Below are 22,602 nucleotides of genomic sequence, written 5' to 3'. Positions count from 1 at the left end.
GATGAAAGAAACATTATTAAAAGATACATTAACGATTGGCGGACACGAGTTCCATTCCCGTTTTATTCTAGGTTCAGGTAAATTCTCACTCGATTTTATGAAAGCCGTAATTGAACACGGAGAAGCTGAAATTGTCACGCTGGCCCTTAGACGAGCGAATACAGGCGGCGAAGAAAATATCGTTGATTATATTCCCAAAAACATTACGCTGCTACCGAATACTTCCGGTGCAAGAACAGCAGAGGAAGCAGTAAGAATCGCCCGTCTTTCCAGGGAGTTGGGCTGTGGAGATTTTATTAAATTAGAGGTTATTTCTGATTCCAAATACTTATTGCCTGATAATCAAGAAACGGTTAAAGCAACCGAAATGCTGGCTAAAGAAGGTTTTATTGTAATGCCTTATATGTACCCTGATTTATATACTGCAAGAGCGCTAGTTAATGCCGGTGCTGCTGCGGTTATGCCTTTAGGTGCACCGATTGGTAGCAATAAAGGTCTGTGTACAAAGGAATTCATTCAAATTCTAGTAGATGAAATCGACTTACCTATTATTGTCGATGCCGGTATCGGACGTCCATCCCAAGCCTGCGAAGCCATGGAAATGGGTGCTGCTGCCGTTATGTGTAATACAGCTGTTGCCACAGCAAACAATGTGTCCATGATGGCAAGTGCTTTTAAGCAAGCAATCAAAGCAGGACGTGAAGCCTATTTAGCTGGTTTAGGAAGAGTGCTAGATTTTAAAGCTGAAGCATCTAGTCCATTAACAGGATTTTTGGAGGATTGATTGAGAAATGGCTAAAAAAAGAGTTGACCATATGCAGTATCAGGAAGGAATGGAAATCATCCAATCTGATTTAATGGACAGGGTGTTAAAAACGGTAGAAACATATGATTATAGTCTTTATACAGGACAGGATGTTGAGAGGGTGCTAGCCAAAGACCATCTGTCATTGGAGGACTTCGGTGTGCTTCTCTCCCCTGCCGCGCTGCCATACTTAGAAGAAATAGCTCGCAAGGGAATGGCGGAAACCAAGAAGCATTTTGGCAACAGCATCACCCTTTTTACTCCATTATATATTGCTAATTATTGTGAAAATGAATGTGTCTATTGTGGGTTCAAAGCAACCAATAAAATTCAGCGTGCTGTCCTTAACCCTAATGAAGCGGAAGATGAATTAAAAGCAATTGCCGCTACAGGATTAGAGGAGATTTTACTTCTTACCGGTGAATCCCGCTATAAATCAGATGTTGAATATATCGGGAAGACGATTAAGCTTGCTGCCAAATACTTTAAGACAGTCGGAATTGAAATCTATCCTTTAAACGTCGACGAATATGCGTACCTGCATGAATGCGGTGCTGACTTTGTATCAGTTTATCAGGAAACCTACAATCCAGATAAATATGAACAGGTTCATTTATGGGGATCGAAACGAATTTACCCCTACCGTTTCTATGCGCAGGAGCGGGCATTATTAGGCGGAATGCGCGGTGTTTCCTTTGGTGCATTATTAGGACTTGATGATTTTCGCAAGGATGCCTTTGCCGCTGGGTTGCACGCAAAGTTAATACAGCAAAAATATCCGCATGCAGAGATTGGCTTTTCCGTTCCACGGATACGTCCATATATCAACAATGCCGATAATAATTCAAAGGATGTGCACGAAAAGCAGCTTTTACAGGTGATGATGGCTTACCGCTTATTTATGCCATTTGCGGGAATTACGATTTCTACCCGCGAAAGGGCAGGATTCCGTGACCATGTTGCAGGCATGGTGGCGACGAAAATGTCCGCAGGTGTGAATGTTGGCGTAGGCGGTCATGAAGAGGAGCAAAAAGGCGACAAGCAGTTTGAGATTTCCGATGAAAGAAGCGTCAAAGAAGTTCACGACATGCTTGTACAAAAAGGGCTGCAGCCGGTCTATACAGACTATATTAGAGTCTAGGCGGACCGTATAATGCTGATTTATGTGACCAATCGGAAACTCTGTAACCATGACTTTTTAGCACAAATCAATCAATTAGCTATGGGCCAGCCGCATGCCATCATGCTTAGAGAAAAAGATATAGAGCTTGATGAATATGAATGTTTAGCCCTTCAAGTGAAGGACATCTGTGATCAACACAATGTTCCACTGATCATTAATCAAAACATTTCTGTCGCGGCTAAGCTTGGCCTAGTAGATATACAATTATCAATGACAAATCTAAGAAACTACCAACGTGATTTACAAACCTTTAGGAGGATTGGTGCTTCCGTCCATTCAGTTGAGGAGGCAAAAGAAGCTGTTTCATTAGGAGCTACCCACCTAATTGCAGGGCATATCTATTCTACAGATAGTAAAAAAGGAGTTCCTCCAAGGGGACTCTCCTTTCTAAAAGAGGTAAGTGCTTCGGTTAATATTCCGGTATTTGCCATTGGCGGAATACAACGCCATCATGTAAAAGAAATACTAGCAGCAGGTGCTAAGGGATTTTGTATCATGTCAGAGGCAATGACCAGTCCTACACCGGTTGAACTAGCGCAACAATTTAGCATTTGAAGCAGTTGACTTTCTTTAGAAGAAAGACCAAGGAACGTATTATGTTCTTTGGTCTTTTTAATTATGTATATAACTTGATTTTTAACACATTCCTACTATTTGATATATCCACTTTTTAGTAACCGCTTTAACAAAAGAGATCATCTATTTACAACCCAACATTTTCACTATTCAAATAATTAAAAATATTATTTACTTCCAATTATATGTATGATATATTCGTATACGTATAACACTTTTATATCCTTTCGTTCAAAAAGTGATTTATTATTAAAACAAGGAGGGCGAACCGATAAAATAGGTATCTATCTAATTTTAAACGATTCTACATCCATGAACATAACATAAGTATTATTTGTAAAAATAAAATAGTTATGAAGCGAGGAGATGTTTTATGAAACAATCGATACTTCTTGAGGAACAATCTGATCAACAAGGTATACCTTATCACAGCTTGATCAAAACAAATGAATTTGAGGAATTAGTAAAAAGAAAAAAATCATTTATTATTCCAACAACGGTATTCTTCCTCATTTTTTACTTTTCTTTACCATTATTGGCTGCATACACGAAAGTATTACATACGGAAGTTATCGGCCCGATTACAGGCGCTTGGTTGTTTGCATCCATGCAGTTCTTAGTCGTCTGGATTTGTGGATTTATTTATGTTAAGAAGTCAGAAAAGTATGATAACTTATCTAAAGCAATTTTACAAAAATATAGAAAGGAGCTAGGTGAATGAGCGTTCTTTCTATCCTGCTTTTCGTAGGAATCATCTTATTAACCTTAGTTATTACTTACCTCTCTTCAAAAAAGACCAAGAGCACTAGTGATTTTTATACAGCTGGAGGAGGACTTACTGCTACTCAAAATGGTTTAGCTGTAGCGGGTGATTTCATGTCTGCCGCTTCCTTTTTAGGAATTACAGGCGCGATTTCGTTAATTGGCTTTGATGGATTTTATATGAGTATCGGAAATCTACTAGGTTTTCTATTTTTAATGTATTTAGTTGCTGAACCTATGCGGAACTTAGGAAAATACACACTAGCTGATATGATTACGTCTCGTTTTCCTTCTGACAAAGTTCGCGGTACAGCAGCTGCCAGCACACTCGTCATTTCTATTTTTTATATGATCGCCCAATTGGTTGGCGGAGGCGGACTGATTAGTTTAATGCTGGGCATCGATTATTGGATCGCCGTTGTCATTGTCGGGATTTTGATGACGATCTATGTAATTTTCGGAGGAATGACAGCAACAAGCTGGGTTCAAATCATAAAAGCAGTACTTCTGCTTGGCGGATCGTTTGTTTTAACCTTTTTAGTTTTTGCTAAATTTGATTTCAGCATCATTCAAATGTTCCAGCAGATTAAAACGGCAAGCCCATTTGGAGCTGAATTAGCAAACCCAGGCAACAAGTACAGTAATGGTTTGGATATGATTTCCCTTAACATGGCACTTGTTCTTGGAGTCGCTGGATTACCACATCTGCTTATCCGCTTTTTCACAGTAAAAGATGCAGTAACTGCTAGAAAATCAGTTTTCTATTCTACATGGTTTATTGGTGCATTTTTCCTTATGGTAGTCTTTCTAGGATTTGGAGCTACCGCATTTGTAGGCTGGGATAATATCGTAGCAGCTAATCCTTCTGGAAATATGGCAGCACCAATGTTAGCGCTATCAGTTGGAGGCGATTTCCTATTTGCTTTCATCTCAGCCGTTGCGTTTGCGACTATTCTCGCTGTTGTTTCAGCACTTGTATTAACATCAGCATCTGCCTTCGCCCATGATATATATGGACAAATCATTAAAAAAGGTAACATCACGGAAAAGCAACAAATGAAGGTTGCACGTATTGCCTCTGTTGCAGTAGCAGTTACATCTATTCTCTTAGCATTAGCAGCCCAGAACTTAAACGTAGCGTTTTTATCCGTTTTAGCTTTGGGGATTGCAGCAAGTGCAAACCTTCCAGTCATGTTGTTGACAATCTATTGGAAGCGGTTCAACTCAACTGGCGCTGTAACAGGAATGGTAATTGGATTAATCAGCTCTGTTATCCTTGTTTTATTGAGCCCAAATGTATGGAATCCTGAGGCTGGTGCAGCCATTTTAACAGGAGACCCGTTATTTCCATTAGCAAATCCAACAATCGTAACAGTTCCACTAGGATTCATCGGAGCCTATCTTGGAACAGTCCTATCATCTAAGAAGAGTGCTTCTACAGGCCGCTTTGAAGAGGTTTTGTTTAAATCAAATACAGGCTTTGGAATAAGCGCACCCGAGGAACATTAATATAAGTAAAGGTGGCGACTAGCATGATTACAAATTTAACAGAGCAACAAATACATCAGAAATATTATGATGAAATTTTTGAGCATTTCGAGCAGGAGCCCTATGCACAATTCCTTGGGATTAAACTTCTTGAGCTTGGAGAAGGAACAGCAACAGCTGAACTAGACATACAAGACCATATGTTAAACACACATGGAACCGTACACGGAGCGATTATCTTTGCTTTAGCGGATTATGTATTTGCCGCTGCTTGTAATTCATATGGAAAAACCGCTGTTGGTTTGAATACGACAGTTAATTTCATGGCAGCTGGGATGAAGGGATCCCGATTAAAGGCTACTGCAGTTGAAGAAAAGAAAAACAATCGTACTTCATGGTATAAAATCCAGGTAGAAAGCAACGGTGAGCTTTTAGCTTCTATGGAAGCATTAGCCTATCGCAAAAATACTTATTTTGTTCCGGTAGAAAACTAATCTAAAAAGAGAACCCGTTATCGCAATAACGGGTTCTCTTTTTAGGTGCAAAAAATAAATAAATAAATAACGTAAGAAAAAGCATGGATAAGAATGCCATGTCTTTTCTTAATTTTAGACTTCGGACACATCCGATAGTATTTTGCTTTCTTCTGTCCGAAGTTGCCCTGACTTCGGACACATACGATAGTATTTTGCTTTCTTCTGTCCGAAGTTGCCCTGACTTCGGACACATCCGATAATATTTCGATTTCTTCTTTCCGAAGTTGCCCTGACTTCGGACACATCCGAGGATATTTCGATTTCTTCTTTCCGAAGTTGCCCTGACTTCGGACACATCCGAGGATATTTCGATTTCTTCTGTCCGAAGTTGCCCTGACTTCGGACACATCCGATAATATTTCGATTTCTTCTGTCCGAAGATTCAATTCTTTATTTATTCCTTTATTTTATCCATATATGAACATGCTTTTAGCCTATCATTTAGCAACAAAATACACGAATGGATAATATCTATTCGCAAGTTTTTATTTGCTAAGCGATTTTCTATGTGATTTTGCATGATAAATTATTAAAAACATTGAAAATTCAAAAATAGGTGCGAAATCACTGTGATTTCGCACCCTTTTTGCATTGCGATTTACTGTTTTGCACCCTTAAAGAGAACCCGTTATTATGGCAATCGGTCCTCCTTTTCTTATAAAATTACCGTTTATTCAAAGCAGACAAATTACGAAGACCATGGTCCATTCGTTCCATTGCTTCTTCTACCATACTAGTAAATAGTTCTTCTACCGTTGGTATGGTTGTCACAAGGCCGGCAATTTGTCCGCTATTAATATAGCCATTCTCCAAATCCCCGTATACAGCACCCTTAATATGATAGTCTTCAGATGTCATTCGATTAAACTCTTCTAAGCTTAAACCATCATTCTCCGCTTGTCTGATTTTTTCTGTATATCCCGCTTGCAGGACACGTCTTACCCGTCCGACAGACCGTCCAATGATTCGTGTATCTGTGTCGCTTGCCTGGATTATTTTTTCTTTATAATGATCATGTAACTGCGCTTCCTTTGTCGCAATTAGACGAGTCCCCATTTGAACTCCGCTAGCCCCAAGCATAAGAGCTGCAGCAAGCCCTTTTCCATCACCAATGCCTCCTGCTGCAATGACTGGAATCGATACAGCATTTGCAATCTGTGGGATTAACGTAAAGGTAGTTAGCTCAAGATTGGAATTAATCCCAGCTGCCTCAAACCCTTCAGCTGCCAACAGATCAGCTCCTGCTGCTTCTGCCTTTTGAGCGTGTTTCACAGAGGCTACCACCGCAATTACTTTAATTCCATTCTGATGCAGCACCGGGATGAATGGAGCTGGATTACCTGCAGATAAGGACACAACAGGTATATGATGTGTAATGGCTAACTGTATCAATTCCGAAGCATAGGGGCTTACCGTAATGGCAATATTTAGCGCAAATGGTCGTTTTGTCTTTTCTTTTGTTTCCAAAATAATATTTTCTACTTCTTGAGGACTCATGGTCCCACAGCCGATTGTACCGAGTCCGCCTGCTTCTGATACTGCAGCAGTTAGCGCTGCATGACTGATATTCCCCATTCCTCCTTGTATAATCGGATATTTTATCGATAGCTGTTCACATATAGAGTTCATTTCAATCCACCTTATCCTTATAGTATGATATAATTATATGAAAATTATAAAAATTAAAAAGGAGATTCTACAATGCTTATCCCATTTCAAGACAAAAAGCCAGTCGTTCACAGCACCGCATTCATAGCCCCAGGCTCTCATTTAATAGGAGACGTTACGGTCGGTAAAGAGACCTCTATCTGGTTCAATGCTGTTTTACGCGGTGACGAGGACAGCATCATTATTGGAGACCGCTGCAGCATTCAAGATAATTCTACGATTCATTTATATGATGGCGCCCCAGTCATTGTTGAAGACGAGGTGACTGTCGGTCACAATGTTGTTCTTCATGGTTGTACGATTAAAAAAAGATGTATCATCGGGATGGGATCTACCATTTTAGATGGCGCAGTAATTGGTGAAGAATGTATCATTGGTGCAAATTCACTGATACCAGCTGGTAAAGTAATCCCGCCTCGTTCCCTTGTAATAGGCTCACCAGGAAAAGTGGTACGAGAACTAAATGATTCTGATTTAGAGCTTATTCAATTATCCATTGATACCTACGTCGAGAAAAGCTACATATACAATGAAACTCTAAAAGAAACTCTAAAATCCTAGGACAATTTGTCCTAGGTTGTTGGTTCATGATAACTAATCAAGGAGGATTCTTCCTCGTTGTAGTTTTCTTTCATTCCTAAATCATTTTCTTCCTGAAAAATATCCTCAAAGAACCTTATGGCCGGCTCTGAAAGAATTTTATAATATTGATTAAATAATAATGCCGCATGATTCCCAATCCACCGTTCGGGTAATAGCTCCTTCGGAAGAAATGGATCAACAAATAAGAATTTGCGATACACATGAACTAAATTAGTTCTTTCAATAAAACATTCTTCATCCGACATTTCACCGCTTTGTATCACACTTTGATGAACAATAAACTTTTTACTATAAGAATCAATAAATTCTTCATATTTTTCCCCGATTTCATCTAGCGGCCAGCATTTCTGCACTAAATGGTCATCTGGCTGAGGTCCAATATGCTTAGAAAGAAAAAGCTGAACATATTCTTCTATTTTATATTTACTAATAAGCAAGTGGATCTCTTTTTCAAAGTTATTAGGCGATATCCAGCAACCATTCGAAAGGTTCCCAAAACCGCTCCATTGCAGCTCTTTTCGAAAATCATCACGGACCTGTCTTTTTTCCTCAGGAATGTTATACATGACAACTCTCCACTTGCCATCCCATTCATGCGGATCCAGTTTGTAGATTCTTCTCGCTGCTTCATCTACACGGCTTACTCCTCTTTCAGTAAGCTTATAATAGCTTTTATTCCCTTTTCGTTCCGATTGCAGCAGTCCTTGCTTCATCATTCGTGAAACGGCTACACGTACAGCCTGCTCATTGTGATCAAACGGCTTTAGAAGCTGAATTAAGCTTCCAATCCAAATCTTATTTCCATAATGGCGTATGTAATCACCATATAGTGTTAGGATCAATGATTGCGTTTTACTCAATTACATCACTCTTTTCTTATTTCAGCGCATAATCCTACTCTTTACATGTTATCCATACGCTTTAGACTTACTCTAATCATATCTAATTTTTTAATAATCTGGCAACTACTATTTCCCTATAAAAACAGGATTTCTTTTTTCACTGAACGCTGCTAAAGCCTCAAGTCTATCTTCTGTTGGAATCGTTAGTTCATACGCCTTCGATTCAATCGCTAAGCCCGTCTGGATATCAACATTCATCCCTTGATGAATGGCATACTTTGCCTGCTTTAATGCCACTGGACCATTTTTCAACATTTCACCCGCAAAGGCTATACATGCATCTACGACATTCTCATTATTTACGACCCTTGTAATAATCCCCAAGTCATAGGCTTCCTGAGCAGTAAGCTTTTTAGCGGTAAAAATAAGTTCTTTTGCTTTCATTTCCCCGATTAGTCGCGGCAAGCGTTGCGTTCCACCTGCACCTGGAATAATGGCCCAGCTTGTCTCTGTAAGACCTACTTTTGCTGTTGGAACAGAGATGGAGAAATCACATGCTAGGATTAATTCAAAGCCTCCTCCTAATGCATGACCATTCACAGCTGCAATGGTTGGCTGCGGAAGCTCAGCGATATGATTAAACACATCACGAATGGCCTTCACATTTCTACGGACCTCTTGCTGTGACAAAGTTTTGCGTTCCTTCAAATCCGCCCCTGCACTGAACGCTTTTTCACCAGCCCCGGTAAATATAACCACTCGAACCTCTGGATCCAATTCAATCCTATCTACAATTTCAGCTAGTTGGTGTAATGTATCATAATCAAAGCAGTTTAGCACCTCTGCACGATTGATCGTAACTAACGCAATATGATTTTCAACACTGTATAACACTTTTGACATTTTCTAAAACCCCTTCCTATAAAAATACCCTTATCCGGCATCAGCCAAATAAGGGATATCAAATTCGCCCGTCGAATTTGCGTCCGGATTTTTATCGAGCTCGCTCGATAAATTACCCCAAAAGAATCCGAGACATCCGCCGGAGGCTTAACTTCATTCAGCAGGGGTTTGCACCCCCACTGAATCGGAGAACTTTTTTGCATTCACCCCCCCACTTACAGAAGTGAGGGATTTCTGCTGAATGAAGTTGAATTAGTCAGCAATATTTTCAACGATTGCGGCTATGCCTTGACCTACTCCGATACACATCGTTGCAAGTCCATATTGAACATCCCGTTTTTTCATTTCATGAATTAATGTTGTTAAAATTCTCGCACCGCTTGCACCCAGCGGATGGCCGAATGCAATTGCTCCACCATTGACGTTAACCTTTGATGGATCTAACTCTAATTGACGCATACACTCAAGCGACTGTGAAGCAAAGGCCTCATTTAATTCAATCAACCCTAAATCCTGAGCAGACAAATTCGCTCTTTGCAGTGCTTTTCTTGAAGCATATATTGGTCCAAGTCCCATGACTCTTGGTTCTAGGCCTGCAGTTGCACCAACAACATATTTGACTAACGGTTTTAAGCCTAATTCTTTTGCTTTCTCAGCGCTCATTAGCAATAGAACAGAAGCCCCATCATTGACACCAGATGCATTTCCCGCCGTCACTGTACCACCTTCAAAAATTGGTCGAAGTTTACCCAATTTTTCTACTGTCGTATCTGGTCGCGGATGTTCATCCTTATCAATAACGATTTCATTTCCTTTACGATCCTTAATAACGACCGGTACAATTTCATCTTCAAAGCGATTTTCTTCCATCGCCTTTTTGGCCCTTTGCTGGCTTTCAAAAGCAAACTGGTCTTGGGCATCGCGTGAAATTTTATAATCCTGCGCCACATTTTCAGCTGTTTTAGGCATCGTTTCAGCGCCATACATTTCTTCTAATACAGGGTTTGTAAATCTCCACCCAATGGTTGTATCCTGTAATTCCATTGAGCCGCGTGGATAATCAACTTCAGGTTTTCCCATGACAAGCGGAGCACGTGTCATGCTTTCCGTACCACCGGCAATGAAAATATCTCCTTCGCCAATTGCAATCGCTCTAGCTGCATACATGACTGCATCTAGACCTGATCCACAAAGACGGTTCACTGTTGTGCCACCAACCGTAATCGGCAGACCTGCTAATAGAGCGGACATTCTCGCTACATTTCGGTTATCTTCACCTGCTTGGTTGGCGTTACCTAATACTACCTCTTCAATTTCATCTGCTGGTAAAGCAGGATTTCTTTCTAATAGAGCCTTAATCACAATGGCACCTAAATCATCCGGGCGTACATTTTTAAATACACCTTTATATCTGCCAATCGGCGTACGAACCGCATCAACGATTACGACTTCTCTCATTTTGTTACCACCTCTTTTTCCTTCACGCTGTAATCATATACACCTTTACCTGATTTACGTCCAAGGCGTCCTGCCTTCACATATTGTTCCAGTAATGGAGCTGGGCGATATTTTTCACCTAATTTTTCATGTAAATATTTCAGGTTATTTAAACGGGCGTCCAATCCAACTAAATCGACTAGCTCAAAAGGACCCATTGGATAGTTCAAGCCTAATTTAATCGCCTTATCAATCTCTTCTGGTGTTCCTAACCCTTCTTGCAGCATATAGAACGCTTCATTTCCGACAAGGGCAGAAATTCGACTTGTTACAAAGCCAGGGAATTCATTAATGACAACCGTTTCTTTTCCCATCTTCTCCGCTACTTCTCTAATAACCCGTGCTGTCTCATCACTAGTTTCAAGACCGCGAACAATTTCTACAAGCGGCATTTTATGAACAGGATTAAAGAAATGCATCGCGATTGTATTTTCCGGACGTTTTCCATACGATCCAATTTCTGTTGGACTCATTGTGGACGTATTCGTTGCGAATAAACAATGCTCCGGTACAATTTCTTCTAATGATTCGAATACAGCCCTCTTAATCTCTGCTTTCTCTGGAACTGCCTCAATCACAAGATCGGCATTACTAGCTGCTTCTTTCAATTGCGATGCAAAGAAAAGATTACCTTTCGCAGCTTCAACTTGTTCTGCCGTCATTTTTCCTCGTGCTAATCCTTTATCAAAAATTTGATATAGTTCTCTTTGTGCATTTTCTAACGCCTTTTCATTTGTATCATGTATTGTAGTATGAAATCCGCCAACTGCAGCGACATATGCGATGCCTCTTCCCATCACACCGGACCCTACTACTACTAAATTATTAATCATACGTTTTACGCCCCTCTTTCAATTATGTAAAGGAGAGGCTGTTACCTAATGAATTCGGCAGCTGCCGTTCATTAGGAACAGACTCTCTGAACGTTCTGATCTTACAAACCTAGTGGATTTAATGGACGACTACCGTAGTAAGATACGATACTCTTTGTCTCTGTATATAAATCTAATGTCTCAATGCAAAGCTCTCTTCCGAAACCAGATTGCTTATAACCGCCAAATGGAGTTCCAGGCATAGCTGAGAATGGGCAGTTCACCATGACAATACCTGCTTGTATTTGACCTGCAACACGTTGTGTACGCGCTCCATCCTTTGACCATATCGCAGAACCTAAACCAAATTCTGTATCATTAGCTAGTTTGATAGCCTCTTTTTCATCTTTAAACTTCATGATGACAACAACTGGTCCAAAGATTTCTTCTTTTACAACTTTCATATCATGGTTTACGTTTGCAATCACAGTTGGCTCATACCAGTAGCCGTTTTCGAATCCCTCTACTACTGCTTTCTTACCGCCTGCTAGAATTTCCGCTCCATCTTCAATCGCAGATTTCACATAACCATCGATAACCTCTACTTGGTTTTGATCAATAATTGCACCGATATGTGTTGCTTGATCAAATGGGTCACCTAGTTTGATTCTCTTTGTCTTCTCAACAAATTTGCTGACAAATTCATCGTAAATATCTTCATGAACATATAGACGGGAACGAGCCTCACAAGATTGTCCTGTATTATAGAAAATTCCATATAATGATCCATCTACTGCAGCGTCGATATCTGCATCTTCAAATACTAGATTAGGAGACTTACCACCAAGCTCTAATGTTACACGCTTCAATGTTTCAGATGCTCTCGCCATAATGTTCTTTCCAATTGGAGTAGAACCAGTAAACGCTACCTTATCTACTTGCTTATGTTCTACTAAATAATTTCCTACCTCTGAGCCTGAGCCAGGAACGATATTGACAACACCTTCAGGAACACCAGCTTCAATGCAAATTTCACCTAGGATAATAGCGGTTAGCGGAGTTAATGAAGCAGGCTTCACAACGATTGAACATCCTACCGCAATCGCAGGAGCAACCTTCCACGCTGCCATCATTAGTGGATAGTTCCATGGAATAATTTGTGCACATACCCCAACAGGCTCTTTTTCTGTATAGTTGTGGAACTGACCTGGCATAGCATTTACACGTCCGCCGTGAGAAACGATAGCGCCTGCATAAAATTCAAAGTCTTCAATCGCTTGATTCACTTGACCTTGAGCTGTCGCAAGAGATTTACCTGTATCTAGAATTTCTAGCTCTACTAATTCATTGAATCTTGAGCGCATAATAGCAGCGATTTTGTTTAAAACGCGTGAACGCTTATTAACAGGGAACTTTCTCCACTTACCGTGATCAAATGCATGACGTGCAGCTTGAACTGCTTTTTCTGCATCTTCTTGTGTCGCTTTAGCTACCTCTGCAATTAACTCGCCTGTAGCTGGATTATACGTTTTAATCGTTCCACCATTTGAACTTTCTACTTTTTGGCCGTTTATGATTAAATGATAGAAATCTCTTTTCAATGTATTCTTTTCTGTAGTAGTTTGTTGAATAGTTGTCATTTTGTTCCGCTCCTTTTTGTATCCTGAATTAATTCCCGATGAATACGGGCTTTCTTTTTTCAATAAAGGCCTGAACACCTTCTTGATGATCCTTTGTCAAACCGGCGATTCTTTGCCCTTGTGCTTCTGACTCTAAAAACGCTTCAAACGAAAGGGTATCGGCGTATTTTAAATTTCGTTTGATTAAACCAATCGCTTTCGTTGGTAACTTCGCTAAATTTTCAGAAAACCGAGAAACCTCTTCGTCCCAGTTTTCTGTTTGAATAACCTTTGTGACAAGCCCTAACTCTTTCGCTTTATCTGCAGAAATTTTCTCTCCTAAAACAGAAATTTCCATCGCTTTTGCATAACCAACAAGGTTTTGCAAGAAATAAAGATTACCAGAGTCAGGAATTAAACCTATATTTATAAAAGCATTTATATAGCTTGATTTTTCGGATGCCAGCCTGAAATCGCATGCTAGAGCTAAACTGAAACCTGCTCCTGCTGCTACCCCGTTTACTGCTGCTACAACTGGTTTTTCTAGGCTCATAATACTTTTCATCAATGGACCATATTGTTCTCGCAATACTTGACCATGGTCCATATTGTCATCGACATCAGCTAAGTCCTGTCCTGAACAAAAGCCGCGTCCTGCCCCTGTAAACACGAGGCATCTTACATCGTTGTCTTTCCCTGCTTCTTTCACTGCCGCTGTCATTTCGGCGATCATCGTTCGATTAAAGGCATTTAATTTATCCGGTCTAGCTAATTCAATTGTTGCTACACCATCTACAACCAAGTATTGAATCGTTTCGTACATTTTCATGCAGCCTCCTTATCTTCCTCTAAATTCTGCTTTTCTCTTTTCGATAAAAGCCTGCATTCCTTCTTTTTGATCTTGAGATGAAAATAATAGGTAGAAGTTTTTCCTTTCATACTGCATACCTTCATATAAGGAATAGTCAACAGCTTTATTGATTGAGTCCTTAATAAGTCTTAAGGAAAGAGGAGGCTGCTTTGCTAATTTTTTCGCAAATTTCATACTTTCTTCCATTATTACTTCTTCTGAAACAATTCGATTGATAATCCCATATTCCAATGCCTCTTCAGCAGGAATGCGATCACCTGTCCAAATCCACTCTAACGCTTTTGCTCGGCCAACAATTTTAGTTAACCGCTGCGTACCGCCTGCTCCTGGCATCACGCCCAGTTGGACCTCTGGGAAAGAAAATTGTGTTCCATTTGCAGCGATAAGGATATCTAAACTTAAGGCCAACTCAAATCCTCCGCCAAATACAAACCCCTTAACTGCGCCAATCATTGGTTTTTTGATAAGGGAGATTCGGTCCCAATCAGCAAATTGATTTAACAATTCCATCTGAATAGAGTCACTTTCAGCCATTTCGTCAATATCTGCTCCCGCCGAAAAGGCACGGCCCTTACCAGTCACTAAAATGGAAACTACTTCATCATTTTGATCAAATTGTTCAAGAGCAGTCACGATTTCCCGAATCATTTTTCGATTTAACGCATTTAACTGTCTAGGACGATTTAGTTGGATAACCCCTACACCATCCTCTATATATCTTTCAATATACTCAAATGAATTCATTACAAATCCTCACCAATCATAAAGGAGACAATATCACCCGCAAAACTCATCACATCTTTTCCTGATGCTTTCCCTTCAGGAGATTTCATTCCAGCCTTTAAATCCTCCAAACTGTCATAATACATTTCACAGATTAAATAATATTTCGCTTCCCCACCCATTGGAGAACCTGTTCCTTTTGTCACTTTCATTTTCCGTAATCCAGGAATTTTTTCCGTAATAGGTACATGCACATTGAAATAGTGTTCATCAAAAGCTTCTTTATTTTCAGGTTGTTTATAAAATGCGATTAGTTTTACCATTGTATCCAGCCTCTTTCTTTCACATTGTGTTTGAAATTAGTTTCATTGCTTCAAATGGATTTTTGCAGCTTTTACAATAAAGAATACTGCGGCACGCTGTCGGGCCAAAAATATTGTCTAATGTAACGTAAGTTGATCCACAAAATGGACAATCCACATGCCAGGAACCGTCTTCCTTCATATGTTTAGGAGGTGGTGCAATACCAAACTCTTTTAGTCCTTGTACTCCCTTTTCCGTGATTCGATCGGAGGTCCATGGAGGAGAGTTGACGAACGTCACCGTTGTCTCCTCCACGCCTTCTAATGCATTGACAGCCTTTACAATATTCCCACGAATCATTTCCAAAGCAGGGCACCCAACAAATGTTGGCAGGATCTCGACCTTTACTGTTTGATTATCGATTGTGATACCTTCTACCATTCCTAAATCGATAATACTCACTGTATCTATTTCAGGATCTTTGACATTTGCTAATACGTGTAACACATCTTCTTTCGAACATTGAATGGTTGTGTACATGGTATGACCCCTCTTTTCCTTTTCACTTTACCAAGCAACTGCAGGATTTATATCATACACTTCACTTAGAATTGCTAGCGCTCCCTGTAAATCCTTGGTATGGTCACCGTTTCTACCGTTTAATTTGCCGGTATTAAAGGTCTCAGGTATTTGTATTTCAACGGATTCTAATACAGGTGCAATCGTATCAATCCATTTTTGTCTTAATACACTTTCTTCATCAATTAAGTTATAAACTTTGATTAATTCCGCATCCTTCCCAAATGAGAAGACATCTGTGAAATCATCCATTACTTTTGCATACGCCTCATTCATGCGAGCTTTGGCTTCTTCAGTTGAACTAAATAATTGAACAAACCAAGTCTTCCAGTGAAGAGAATGATAATGTAATTCCATATCAACCTTTAAAGCTACGTCAGCTAAAGGCTGATAAGAGCTTTGTTTTAATGATTGTATTTTTACTTTTTTAGCAGCTGTATAAAGATAATTTCGAACAACTGCATATGCCCAATCATATTGCGCATCTTCCATATAATTTCCTGGACCGTTTACTCTTTCTACTAAAATACAATTCTTTCTTTCATGCGATTGTCGAGCATGGGCAAGATCATCAGCATTTCCTTCCCCTAACTCTTCAAGTAAACGATAAAACATCGCCGCGTGCCCCATACTATCCTGACTGATAGAGGATGAAGCAACATCTTCTTCTATATGCGGTGCAAGTCCTAACCATTCAGAATTACGATAGGCATATAGAAAGTCGTCATCTGCTAATTGATATAATAGGCTAATAATTGCTTTTTTATTTTCTGGATTTAATGCAGCTCCACTCATTGACTTTTCTCCTTTGCCCAAGATAGGATTTCTTTTTCGTCAAACATTTTTTGCTCGTAATCACGCCATTTTTTCTTTAAGTAACCATAACCTTTTGTATTTCGATAGTCTTTGTTATCCAGACGGTTTAAGATACTCTTTTCTTCTTGGTCTAACCCACGAATATTTGTACGATTCACAACCCAAATATCATAAACAGGTTCTCTTCTCATAAAATTTTCTTGTGCCATCACAATTGCCATTTCTTCATTTGGTGCAAGAAGGCTAAATTGATGTTGGAATGAAGCGCTTGGTGTTCTTTTACTAAATACTTCATATTCTTGATAAAATGTTTTGGTTTCGTTTGCCATTTTTTAGTCCTCCTCCCGTTTATCGGTTACTCACTGCCGCTAATGCATCTCTTACCCATGCGTTATTTTCATAGGATGTACGGCGTAGATTCAATCTCGCTTGAGAACGCGGCCCTTTATTTTTAATGATTTGCTTAAATTCGTTCCAATCAGGCTGCTGGTAAATCCATGTTTGATTTTCCTCATCGAAATGAATCGTTGAATCTGGAATCGTTAGCCCTAGAGATTGGATTCTTGGAATATATTTTGTAAAGAAATCTTGTCGAAGCTCTTCATTTGATTTTGTACGAATCTTATATTTAATTGTTACATCCTGTTTAGATGCCCCTGTCGTATCACTGCTTGCCGGACCAAAGAACATAAGAAGCGCTGGCCACCAACGGTTTAATGCATCCTGGACCATTTCTCTTTGCTCTTCTGTTCCTTCTGCAAGTGCCATAATAATGGCTTCACCGTGGTGAGCATGGAATACTTCTTCTGCACAGATACGTTGTAACGCTCTTGCATAAGGACCGTATGAAGCACCTAGCATATTCGTTTGTGTGATAATCGCTGCTCCATCTACAAGCCATCCAATTAATCCTGCGTCGCCCCAAGTCTTTGTTGCCATATGGAAGACATTATGGAATTTTAAATCTCCTTTAAATAGATCATCCATTAAGTCCCCTCTGTTTTTTCCGTACGGTTTTAATAAATCCTCGGCTACACGCAATAGTAATTGGCCATGTCCCATTTCATCTTGAACCTTTGCCATGATACCAAGCTTACGATTTAATGAAGGAGCTTTCGGAACCCATTCTTTCTCAGGAAGCGCTCCCATAATTTCACTTATCCCATGCATCGATATCAGCTTTATCAATGCGATTCTATATTCTTCAGGCATCCAGTCATCTACTTCAATTTTTTCCCCATTTTCGATTCTTTGAATAAACTGTTCCAGTTTTACTGACTCTTCAGTTAACAAAGCCGCATTAACCATTTGTTTTGCCTCCCTATATAACAACTTTATAACGTTATTATAAATTACTGTTATATGAATTGCAATCATTTTCTGATAATTTTTTATATTATAAATTTATGTAGGATTATCAAGGACTTTCAGAGCAATTATTCTTCAAAGGTGGTGATCATATCATCAATATTATTCATAGTAAATAACGTTAATTCATTTAAAATTTAATCGCTTGTTATATAAATAAATTCACCCAGTTGGATTTTCATTCTTGATTATGAAAGAAGTAGAGATCCCTTGCTTGAATGTCAACGGAACTAGAACTGAAAAAGGTACAACTCCATTGCCAATAGGAGCTGTACCTTTTCTATCATTTACAAATTTTACTATCTATTACGAAGATTCAGATATTTATATCGACAAAAAGGCTATTTATTATGCCAATACCTTTTCTTGTCTTCTGTCTATGATACGTACTGCCTTCCCTTCAGATCTAGGAATACTTTTTGGAGGAAGCACTTTAACATTCATACTAACCAAGCAATGGTTTTTCATTGAATGTTGAACAGCTTTCTTAATGGATGAAATGGTTGCATGTCCCATATCACCATTTATTTGTTGATAGATACTTTCAGTAATCTCAACATGAAGTTCTACAATATCAAGATTAGCCTCTCTTAATAGATGAACCTGATAATGTGGTGCTAGTTCCTCTAGCTGAATGAGGAAATGTTCAATCTCTGATGGGAATACATTAACACCGCGAATAATTAACATGTCATCGATACGCCCTTTTACACGGGACATTCTTGTTGTCGTTCTGCCACACTTACATTTTTCCCTTGTAATAGATGCAATATCACCCGTTCTATATCGTATAACAGGAAATGCTTCCTTCGTTAAACTAGTGAAAACTAATTCTCCCTCTTCTCCATCTGGAACCGGCTCAAGCGTATCAGGATTAATGACTTCTACGATAAAGTGATCCTCTGCAATATGTAGACCATCTTGTGCTTCATGACATTCCATTGCCACACCAGGACCCATAACTTCACTTAAACCATATATATCACATGCCTTAATATCAAATGACTCTTCTAATACTCGTCTCATTTCCTCTGACCAAGGCTCTGCTCCAAAGATACCAAACTTCAATGATGTATCACGAGGATCTTTACCTTGAGCACTAATTTCCTCAGCTACTTTTAAAATATAGGAAGGTGTCCCTGCGATAACAGTTGGTTTAAAATCCTCTATAACAGTTATTTGACGGTCCGTATTCCCACCTGATATAGGAACCGTTGCCATGCCAAGTTTTTCTGCACCATAATGAATCCCTAAACCACCTGTAAACAAGCCGTACCCATAGGCATTTTGGAAGACCCCTTCAGGCTCCCCTCCGGCAATTGCAATGGCTCGTGCCACGATACTTGCCCAGTTATCAATATCATTTTGAGTATAAGCAACAACAGTTGGTTTTCCGCTTGTACCTGATGAAGCATGGATACGAACAATCTCCTTTTGGTTCGCAGCAAACAAGCCATAAGGATAGTTATCACGGAGATCTTGTTTCTTTGTAAAAGGAAGCTTCTTAATATCCTCAACAGATTGGATGTTCTCAGGTGTTAGATTACTTTCCGTTAATTTGTTTTGATAAAACGGCACTTTGTTATATACTCTTTCAACTGTTTCTTGTAATCGCTTTAACTGAAGCGCTTCCATCTCCTCGCGTGAAAAAACCTCTTCATTATGGATAATCATGTACGTTCCTCCCCTAATCAACATTTATCTTTAATATAACAGGTTTTTTTATTTTTAAATAAACCTGTTATATTTGTCATTAATAAGTTATCACACATTAAAATAGTTGTAAATATATTTAGAATTTTCATATTTATTATAAAAATTTCACAAACTCCTATTCTTCAATAGGTATTTTTCATAGTAAATCATTGTTATATTAATAATTTTAATCCAAAGCAAGAAAATTTCAATAATATTTATATAGCTTTTTAGTATGGTTATAGTAGTAATTATACAATAAATTTTTTGAAAATTATTTTTTCTTTAGTTATTCAGTAGATAATTCATGGAAAACAAAAAAAGAGCAAGCCCCTTTTGGGGCTCACCCTTTGATTGTTATTTATTTAACGTCCGCTTTAAGAACTCTCTTGTCCGTTCTTCAGTTGGATTGTTGAATAGCTGCTCAGGACTTCCTTCTTCAGCAATCACACCCTTGTCCATAAATACCACACGATCCGATACCTCTCTTGCAAATTCCATTTCATGCGTGACGATTAGCATCGTCAGACCTGTTTCAGCCAGCTCCTTCATGATCTTTAGAACTTCTCCAACCATTTCAGGATCAAGAGCAGATGTCGGTTCATCGAAAAGCATAACAGCCGGTTCCATCGAAAGCGCTCTTGCAATGGCAACACGCTGTTTTTGACCTCCTGATAATTGCTTTGGCTTGGCATTAATGAATTTATCCATTCCAACAACCTTCAAATATTTCAAAGCAACCTGTTCTGCCTCTTGCTTTGAACGCTTCAACACCTTTATTTGCCCTACCGTACAATTGTTTAAGACATTATGGTTATTAAACAGATTAAATTGCTGGAAGACCATTCCAAGATTTTTTCGGTACTCATATACATCATGCTTGTCATCGAGAATATTTTCTCCGTTATAAATAATCTGGCCGCCGCTCGGTTTCTCAAGGAGATTGACACAACGAAGAAGAGTTGATTTCCCTGAACCAGAGGAACCGATGATGCAAACTACTTCTCCTTTATTTACAGAAAAATCAATGTCCTTCAATACTTCATGCGACCCGAAGGATTTACTTAAATGCTGAATATCGATTACTTTTTCCACTGTTGCTCTTCCTCCTTCGTCTAATTTTTTTCCTTGCGCATAATGTCTTCTGGCGTTTCAACCTGCATTTGATTTCCCATCATAATATAGTTGTCCGGACCGTCCAGTTTTCTTTCAACCCAGCGCAATATTCTTGTCACGGCAAAGGTCATAATAAAATATAAAATACACGCAACAAAGAATGATTCAAAATATCTAAAGTTGTTGCCTGCTATCGACTTGGTCTGGAAGAATAGCTCTGAAACTGAAATAACGTTCAATACCGATGTGTCTTTAATATTAATAACAAATTCATTTCCGGTTGCTGGTAAAATATTTCTAATTACCTGTGGCAGGACCACATTAAACATCGTCTGAAAATGATTCATCCCGATGGCCTGTGCTGCTTCAAATTGTCCTTTATCTATCGAGACAATCCCGCCGCGGACAATTTCCGACATATAGGCACCTGTATTAATCGACACGATAAAAACGGCCGCATACAACCGGTCCATATCAAACCCGAATGCTAACGCTGACCCATAGAAAATAACCATTGCCTGTACAATCATTGGCGTACCACGGAAAAATTCAATATAAATAGAAAGAATGGCATTAACCACTTTTAAAACTATTTTCTTAGGTCCCCGCTCAGGGATTGGGATTGTTCGTATGACACCGATTAATAATCCAATCAAGGAACCCACTATCGTACCTATAATTGATATGAACAGCGTCACACCTGCCCCGCGAAGGAACATTGGCCAGTTCTCTGAAATTATTTTGACTACCCACTCAAAGCTCATGTTTCTCCTCCTATAACCATGAAACCGAATGCGTTATACTGCACTCGGTTCCACATGATCATTATTCAGCTGCTGGTTGGTTCTTTATAGCATTGTCCATAATCTGCTGGCGTTCTTCTTCAGAAATTCCAGCTAAGATTTTATTGATTTCTTCTGTTAAGTCACTATCCTTTGCAACCCCTACTGCAATAGCCGTATCATCATCAGATGTTTCAAAGCCCTCAGTAAATTCCACCATCGCAAAGTTATCATTTGCAGATGAAGCACTCACAGCTTCTGGACGTTCGGAAACGTATCCATCAATAACCCCTGATTCAAGGGCAACCCTCATGGCCGGGAAGTTATCCATTGCCGGCTGCTTTTGAACACCGTCAATTTGGTCAATCACTGAGTAGTGGAATGTATTTAATTGTGCTGAAACCTTCGCGCCTTTAAAATCCTTAAGGGTTTTCGCATTTTCATACTTGCCGCCTTTTTTTACAACCATTACTAAATCTGATTTATAGTAGTTATCCGTGAAATCAATAGTCTCTTTACGTTCAGCTGTTGGAGACATACCTGCGATAATGGCATCAATTTTCCCTGAAGTCAACGCAGGTACAAGTCCATCCCATTCTGTTTTCACAATCACTAATTCTTTTCCTAAGCCTTCAGCTATTTTCTTGGCAATTTCAACATCATAACCGCCCGCATATTCTGCATTGCCATCCATTTTTACAGCACCATTGGAATCATCCATTTGTGTCCAGTTGAAGGGTGCATATCCTGCTTCAAGACCAATTGTAAATGTCTTATCATTCTTTGCTGCATCCTTTGATTCGTCAGATGTACTGCCGTTGCCGCAGCCTGATATAAATAAAAGTGCAGCAAGTGTAACTGTTAAAAATAATGCTAATTTTTTTCTCATCCTTTTCCTCTCCTTTTTTAGTTTAATGGTAGTTCTATCTATTATTCCTCTTTCCCTGCATTTTCTTACAGAATTTTTGTTTATTCAGGCATTTCTTTCAACAAAAAAAGACCTGAGCTAAACTCAGGTCCTTGTATTTGCAACAGGCCTAAATTTCCCTCTTCTT

Annotated in this window: 24 protein-coding genes; 7 read left to right on the top strand and 17 right to left on the bottom strand. The window is 39.2% G+C overall.

The window, feature by feature from the left end; genetic code table 11:
* Position 1 precedes the first annotated feature (1 nt).
* The 6 genes from ACHUFV_RS16675 to ACHUFV_RS16650 all read left to right on the top strand — a co-directional run bounded on the left by ACHUFV_RS16675 (position 2) and on the right by ACHUFV_RS16650 (position 5,308).
* Complete coding sequence (locus ACHUFV_RS16675; RefSeq protein ID WP_394236081.1) at positions 2–784, top strand: thiazole synthase; 783 nt, start codon at positions 2–4, stop codon at positions 782–784.
* Between the two features lie 7 nt (positions 785–791).
* On the top strand, positions 792–1,946 hold the full coding sequence (gene thiH / locus ACHUFV_RS16670) for a 2-iminoacetate synthase ThiH (RefSeq protein WP_394236079.1): 1,155 nt from the start codon (positions 792–794) through the stop codon (positions 1,944–1,946).
* Positions 1,947–1,958: 12 nt separating this feature from the next.
* On the top strand, positions 1,959–2,543 hold the full coding sequence (locus tag ACHUFV_RS16665; RefSeq protein ID WP_394236077.1) for a thiamine phosphate synthase: 585 nt from the start codon (positions 1,959–1,961) through the stop codon (positions 2,541–2,543).
* A gap of 394 nt (positions 2,544–2,937) precedes the next feature.
* A complete protein-coding gene (locus ACHUFV_RS16660) occupies positions 2,938–3,285 on the top strand; it encodes a DUF485 domain-containing protein (RefSeq protein ID WP_394236075.1) in 348 nt (115 codons plus the stop codon).
* Entirely contained in the window at positions 3,282–4,835 is a 1,554-nt protein-coding gene (locus ACHUFV_RS16655) for a solute symporter family protein (RefSeq protein ID WP_394236073.1), read from the top strand. Before ACHUFV_RS16660 ends, ACHUFV_RS16655 begins: the two co-directional genes overlap by 4 nt.
* A gap of 23 nt (positions 4,836–4,858) precedes the next feature.
* Complete coding sequence (locus tag ACHUFV_RS16650) at positions 4,859–5,308, top strand: PaaI family thioesterase (protein WP_394236071.1); 450 nt, start codon at positions 4,859–4,861, stop codon at positions 5,306–5,308.
* Positions 5,309–6,013: 705 nt separating this feature from the next.
* Here ACHUFV_RS16650 and ACHUFV_RS16645 read toward each other — a convergent pair.
* Complete coding sequence (locus tag ACHUFV_RS16645; protein ID WP_394236069.1) at positions 6,014–6,979, bottom strand: NAD(P)H-dependent flavin oxidoreductase; 966 nt, start codon at positions 6,977–6,979, stop codon at positions 6,014–6,016.
* 72 nt (positions 6,980–7,051) lie between these two features.
* On the opposite strand from ACHUFV_RS16645, the gene ACHUFV_RS16640 reads away from it, so the two are divergent.
* Positions 7,052–7,579 carry a gamma carbonic anhydrase family protein gene (locus ACHUFV_RS16640; RefSeq protein ID WP_394236067.1) on the top strand — a complete coding sequence of 176 codons (528 nt, stop codon included), beginning with the start codon at positions 7,052–7,054 and terminating at the stop codon, positions 7,577–7,579.
* An 11-nt stretch (positions 7,580–7,590) separates the two neighbouring features.
* Here the strand turns inward: ACHUFV_RS16640 and paaX are convergent, their stop codons facing one another.
* From paaX to ACHUFV_RS16560, 16 genes are all read right to left on the bottom strand, one after another.
* Positions 7,591–8,481, bottom strand: a complete 891-nt coding sequence (paaX, locus tag ACHUFV_RS16635) for a phenylacetic acid degradation operon negative regulatory protein PaaX (protein ID WP_394236065.1) — start codon at positions 8,479–8,481, stop codon at positions 7,591–7,593.
* A gap of 108 nt (positions 8,482–8,589) precedes the next feature.
* Positions 8,590–9,366, bottom strand: coding sequence for an enoyl-CoA hydratase-related protein (locus tag ACHUFV_RS16630; RefSeq protein ID WP_394236064.1), 777 nt, complete (start codon positions 9,364–9,366; stop codon positions 8,590–8,592).
* 252 nt (positions 9,367–9,618) lie between these two features.
* Positions 9,619–10,824 (bottom strand): thiolase family protein, encoded by a 1,206-nt coding sequence (locus ACHUFV_RS16625; RefSeq protein WP_394236062.1) that lies wholly within the window; start codon positions 10,822–10,824, stop codon positions 9,619–9,621.
* Positions 10,821–11,696 carry a 3-hydroxyacyl-CoA dehydrogenase gene (locus ACHUFV_RS16620; RefSeq protein ID WP_394236060.1) on the bottom strand — a complete coding sequence of 292 codons (876 nt, stop codon included), beginning with the start codon at positions 11,694–11,696 and terminating at the stop codon, positions 10,821–10,823. Before ACHUFV_RS16620 ends, ACHUFV_RS16625 begins: the two co-directional genes overlap by 4 nt.
* A 101-nt stretch (positions 11,697–11,797) precedes the next feature.
* Positions 11,798–13,315, bottom strand: coding sequence for an aldehyde dehydrogenase family protein (locus tag ACHUFV_RS16615; protein WP_394236059.1), 1,518 nt, complete (start codon positions 13,313–13,315; stop codon positions 11,798–11,800).
* A 28-nt stretch (positions 13,316–13,343) separates the two neighbouring features.
* Positions 13,344–14,117 carry an enoyl-CoA hydratase-related protein gene (locus tag ACHUFV_RS16610; protein ID WP_394236057.1) on the bottom strand — a complete coding sequence of 258 codons (774 nt, stop codon included), beginning with the start codon at positions 14,115–14,117 and terminating at the stop codon, positions 13,344–13,346.
* 15 nt (positions 14,118–14,132) lie between these two features.
* The gene (locus ACHUFV_RS16605; RefSeq protein ID WP_394236055.1) at positions 14,133–14,909 is read right to left on the bottom strand and encodes an enoyl-CoA hydratase/isomerase family protein; all 777 of its coding nucleotides are present in this window, start codon (positions 14,907–14,909) and stop codon (positions 14,133–14,135) included.
* The gene (locus ACHUFV_RS16600) at positions 14,909–15,211 is read right to left on the bottom strand and encodes an EthD family reductase (RefSeq protein ID WP_394236053.1); all 303 of its coding nucleotides are present in this window, start codon (positions 15,209–15,211) and stop codon (positions 14,909–14,911) included. Before ACHUFV_RS16600 ends, ACHUFV_RS16605 begins: the two co-directional genes overlap by 1 nt.
* A gap of 19 nt (positions 15,212–15,230) precedes the next feature.
* Positions 15,231–15,731: a 1,2-phenylacetyl-CoA epoxidase subunit PaaD gene (paaD, locus tag ACHUFV_RS16595; RefSeq protein ID WP_394236052.1), complete on the bottom strand. Its 501-nt coding sequence runs from the start codon at positions 15,729–15,731 to the stop codon at positions 15,231–15,233.
* A gap of 27 nt (positions 15,732–15,758) precedes the next feature.
* Entirely contained in the window at positions 15,759–16,565 is an 807-nt protein-coding gene (paaC, locus tag ACHUFV_RS16590) for a 1,2-phenylacetyl-CoA epoxidase subunit PaaC (protein WP_394236050.1), read from the bottom strand.
* A complete protein-coding gene (paaB, locus tag ACHUFV_RS16585) occupies positions 16,562–16,915 on the bottom strand; it encodes a 1,2-phenylacetyl-CoA epoxidase subunit PaaB (protein WP_394236048.1) in 354 nt (117 codons plus the stop codon). Before paaB ends, paaC begins: the two co-directional genes overlap by 4 nt.
* A 19-nt stretch (positions 16,916–16,934) precedes the next feature.
* A complete protein-coding gene (gene paaA / locus ACHUFV_RS16580) occupies positions 16,935–17,894 on the bottom strand; it encodes a 1,2-phenylacetyl-CoA epoxidase subunit PaaA (RefSeq protein WP_394236046.1) in 960 nt (319 codons plus the stop codon).
* A gap of 408 nt (positions 17,895–18,302) precedes the next feature.
* Positions 18,303–19,628: a phenylacetate--CoA ligase family protein gene (locus tag ACHUFV_RS16575; protein WP_394236044.1), complete on the bottom strand. Its 1,326-nt coding sequence runs from the start codon at positions 19,626–19,628 to the stop codon at positions 18,303–18,305.
* A 378-nt stretch (positions 19,629–20,006) separates the two neighbouring features.
* Positions 20,007–20,744 carry an amino acid ABC transporter ATP-binding protein gene (locus ACHUFV_RS16570; RefSeq protein ID WP_394236042.1) on the bottom strand — a complete coding sequence of 246 codons (738 nt, stop codon included), beginning with the start codon at positions 20,742–20,744 and terminating at the stop codon, positions 20,007–20,009.
* Positions 20,745–20,764: 20 nt separating this feature from the next.
* Positions 20,765–21,529, bottom strand: a complete 765-nt coding sequence (locus ACHUFV_RS16565) for an amino acid ABC transporter permease (protein WP_394236040.1) — start codon at positions 21,527–21,529, stop codon at positions 20,765–20,767.
* A gap of 61 nt (positions 21,530–21,590) precedes the next feature.
* Positions 21,591–22,436, bottom strand: a complete 846-nt coding sequence (locus ACHUFV_RS16560; protein ID WP_394236039.1) for a transporter substrate-binding domain-containing protein — start codon at positions 22,434–22,436, stop codon at positions 21,591–21,593.
* Positions 22,437–22,602 lie beyond the last annotated feature (166 nt).

Origin of the sequence: Niallia oryzisoli (genome assembly GCF_043641075.1) — a bacterium.
Lineage (GTDB): Bacteria > Bacillota > Bacilli > Bacillales > Cytobacillaceae > Bacillus_BD > Bacillus_BD oryzisoli_A.
This window is presented reverse-complemented; position numbering and strand designations above follow the sequence as displayed.

Bases quoted from the DNA above. Each gene is read 5' to 3' on its own strand.
- ACHUFV_RS16665 (WP_394236077.1), top strand. From the start codon at position 1,959: ATGCTGATTTATGTGACCAATCGGAAACTCTGTAACCATGACTTTTTA.
- ACHUFV_RS16560 (WP_394236039.1), bottom strand. From the start codon at position 22,436: ATGAGAAAAAAATTAGCATTATTTTTAACAGTTACACTTGCTGCACTT.
- ACHUFV_RS16605 (WP_394236055.1), bottom strand. From the start codon at position 14,909: ATGAATTCATTTGAGTATATTGAAAGATATATAGAGGATGGTGTAGGG.
- paaB (WP_394236048.1), bottom strand. From the start codon at position 16,915: ATGGCAAACGAAACCAAAACATTTTATCAAGAATATGAAGTATTTAGT.
- ACHUFV_RS16640 (WP_394236067.1), top strand. From the start codon at position 7,052: ATGCTTATCCCATTTCAAGACAAAAAGCCAGTCGTTCACAGCACCGCA.
- paaA (WP_394236046.1), bottom strand. From the start codon at position 17,894: ATGGTTAATGCGGCTTTGTTAACTGAAGAGTCAGTAAAACTGGAACAG.
- ACHUFV_RS16625 (WP_394236062.1), bottom strand. From the start codon at position 10,824: ATGAGAGAAGTCGTAATCGTTGATGCGGTTCGTACGCCGATTGGCAGA.
- ACHUFV_RS16620 (WP_394236060.1), bottom strand. From the start codon at position 11,696: ATGATTAATAATTTAGTAGTAGTAGGGTCCGGTGTGATGGGAAGAGGC.
- ACHUFV_RS16675 (WP_394236081.1), top strand. From the start codon at position 2: ATGAAAGAAACATTATTAAAAGATACATTAACGATTGGCGGACACGAG.
- ACHUFV_RS16615 (WP_394236059.1), bottom strand. From the start codon at position 13,315: ATGACAACTATTCAACAAACTACTACAGAAAAGAATACATTGAAAAGA.
- paaC (WP_394236050.1), bottom strand. From the start codon at position 16,565: ATGAGTGGAGCTGCATTAAATCCAGAAAATAAAAAAGCAATTATTAGC.
- thiH (WP_394236079.1), top strand. From the start codon at position 792: ATGGCTAAAAAAAGAGTTGACCATATGCAGTATCAGGAAGGAATGGAA.
- ACHUFV_RS16610 (WP_394236057.1), bottom strand. From the start codon at position 14,117: ATGTACGAAACGATTCAATACTTGGTTGTAGATGGTGTAGCAACAATT.
- ACHUFV_RS16660 (WP_394236075.1), top strand. From the start codon at position 2,938: ATGAAACAATCGATACTTCTTGAGGAACAATCTGATCAACAAGGTATA.
- ACHUFV_RS16655 (WP_394236073.1), top strand. From the start codon at position 3,282: ATGAGCGTTCTTTCTATCCTGCTTTTCGTAGGAATCATCTTATTAACC.
- ACHUFV_RS16565 (WP_394236040.1), bottom strand. From the start codon at position 21,529: ATGAGCTTTGAGTGGGTAGTCAAAATAATTTCAGAGAACTGGCCAATG.
- ACHUFV_RS16575 (WP_394236044.1), bottom strand. From the start codon at position 19,628: ATGATTATCCATAATGAAGAGGTTTTTTCACGCGAGGAGATGGAAGCG.
- ACHUFV_RS16630 (WP_394236064.1), bottom strand. From the start codon at position 9,366: ATGTCAAAAGTGTTATACAGTGTTGAAAATCATATTGCGTTAGTTACG.
- paaD (WP_394236052.1), bottom strand. From the start codon at position 15,731: ATGTACACAACCATTCAATGTTCGAAAGAAGATGTGTTACACGTATTA.
- ACHUFV_RS16650 (WP_394236071.1), top strand. From the start codon at position 4,859: ATGATTACAAATTTAACAGAGCAACAAATACATCAGAAATATTATGAT.
- ACHUFV_RS16645 (WP_394236069.1), bottom strand. From the start codon at position 6,979: ATGAACTCTATATGTGAACAGCTATCGATAAAATATCCGATTATACAA.
- ACHUFV_RS16600 (WP_394236053.1), bottom strand. From the start codon at position 15,211: ATGGTAAAACTAATCGCATTTTATAAACAACCTGAAAATAAAGAAGCT.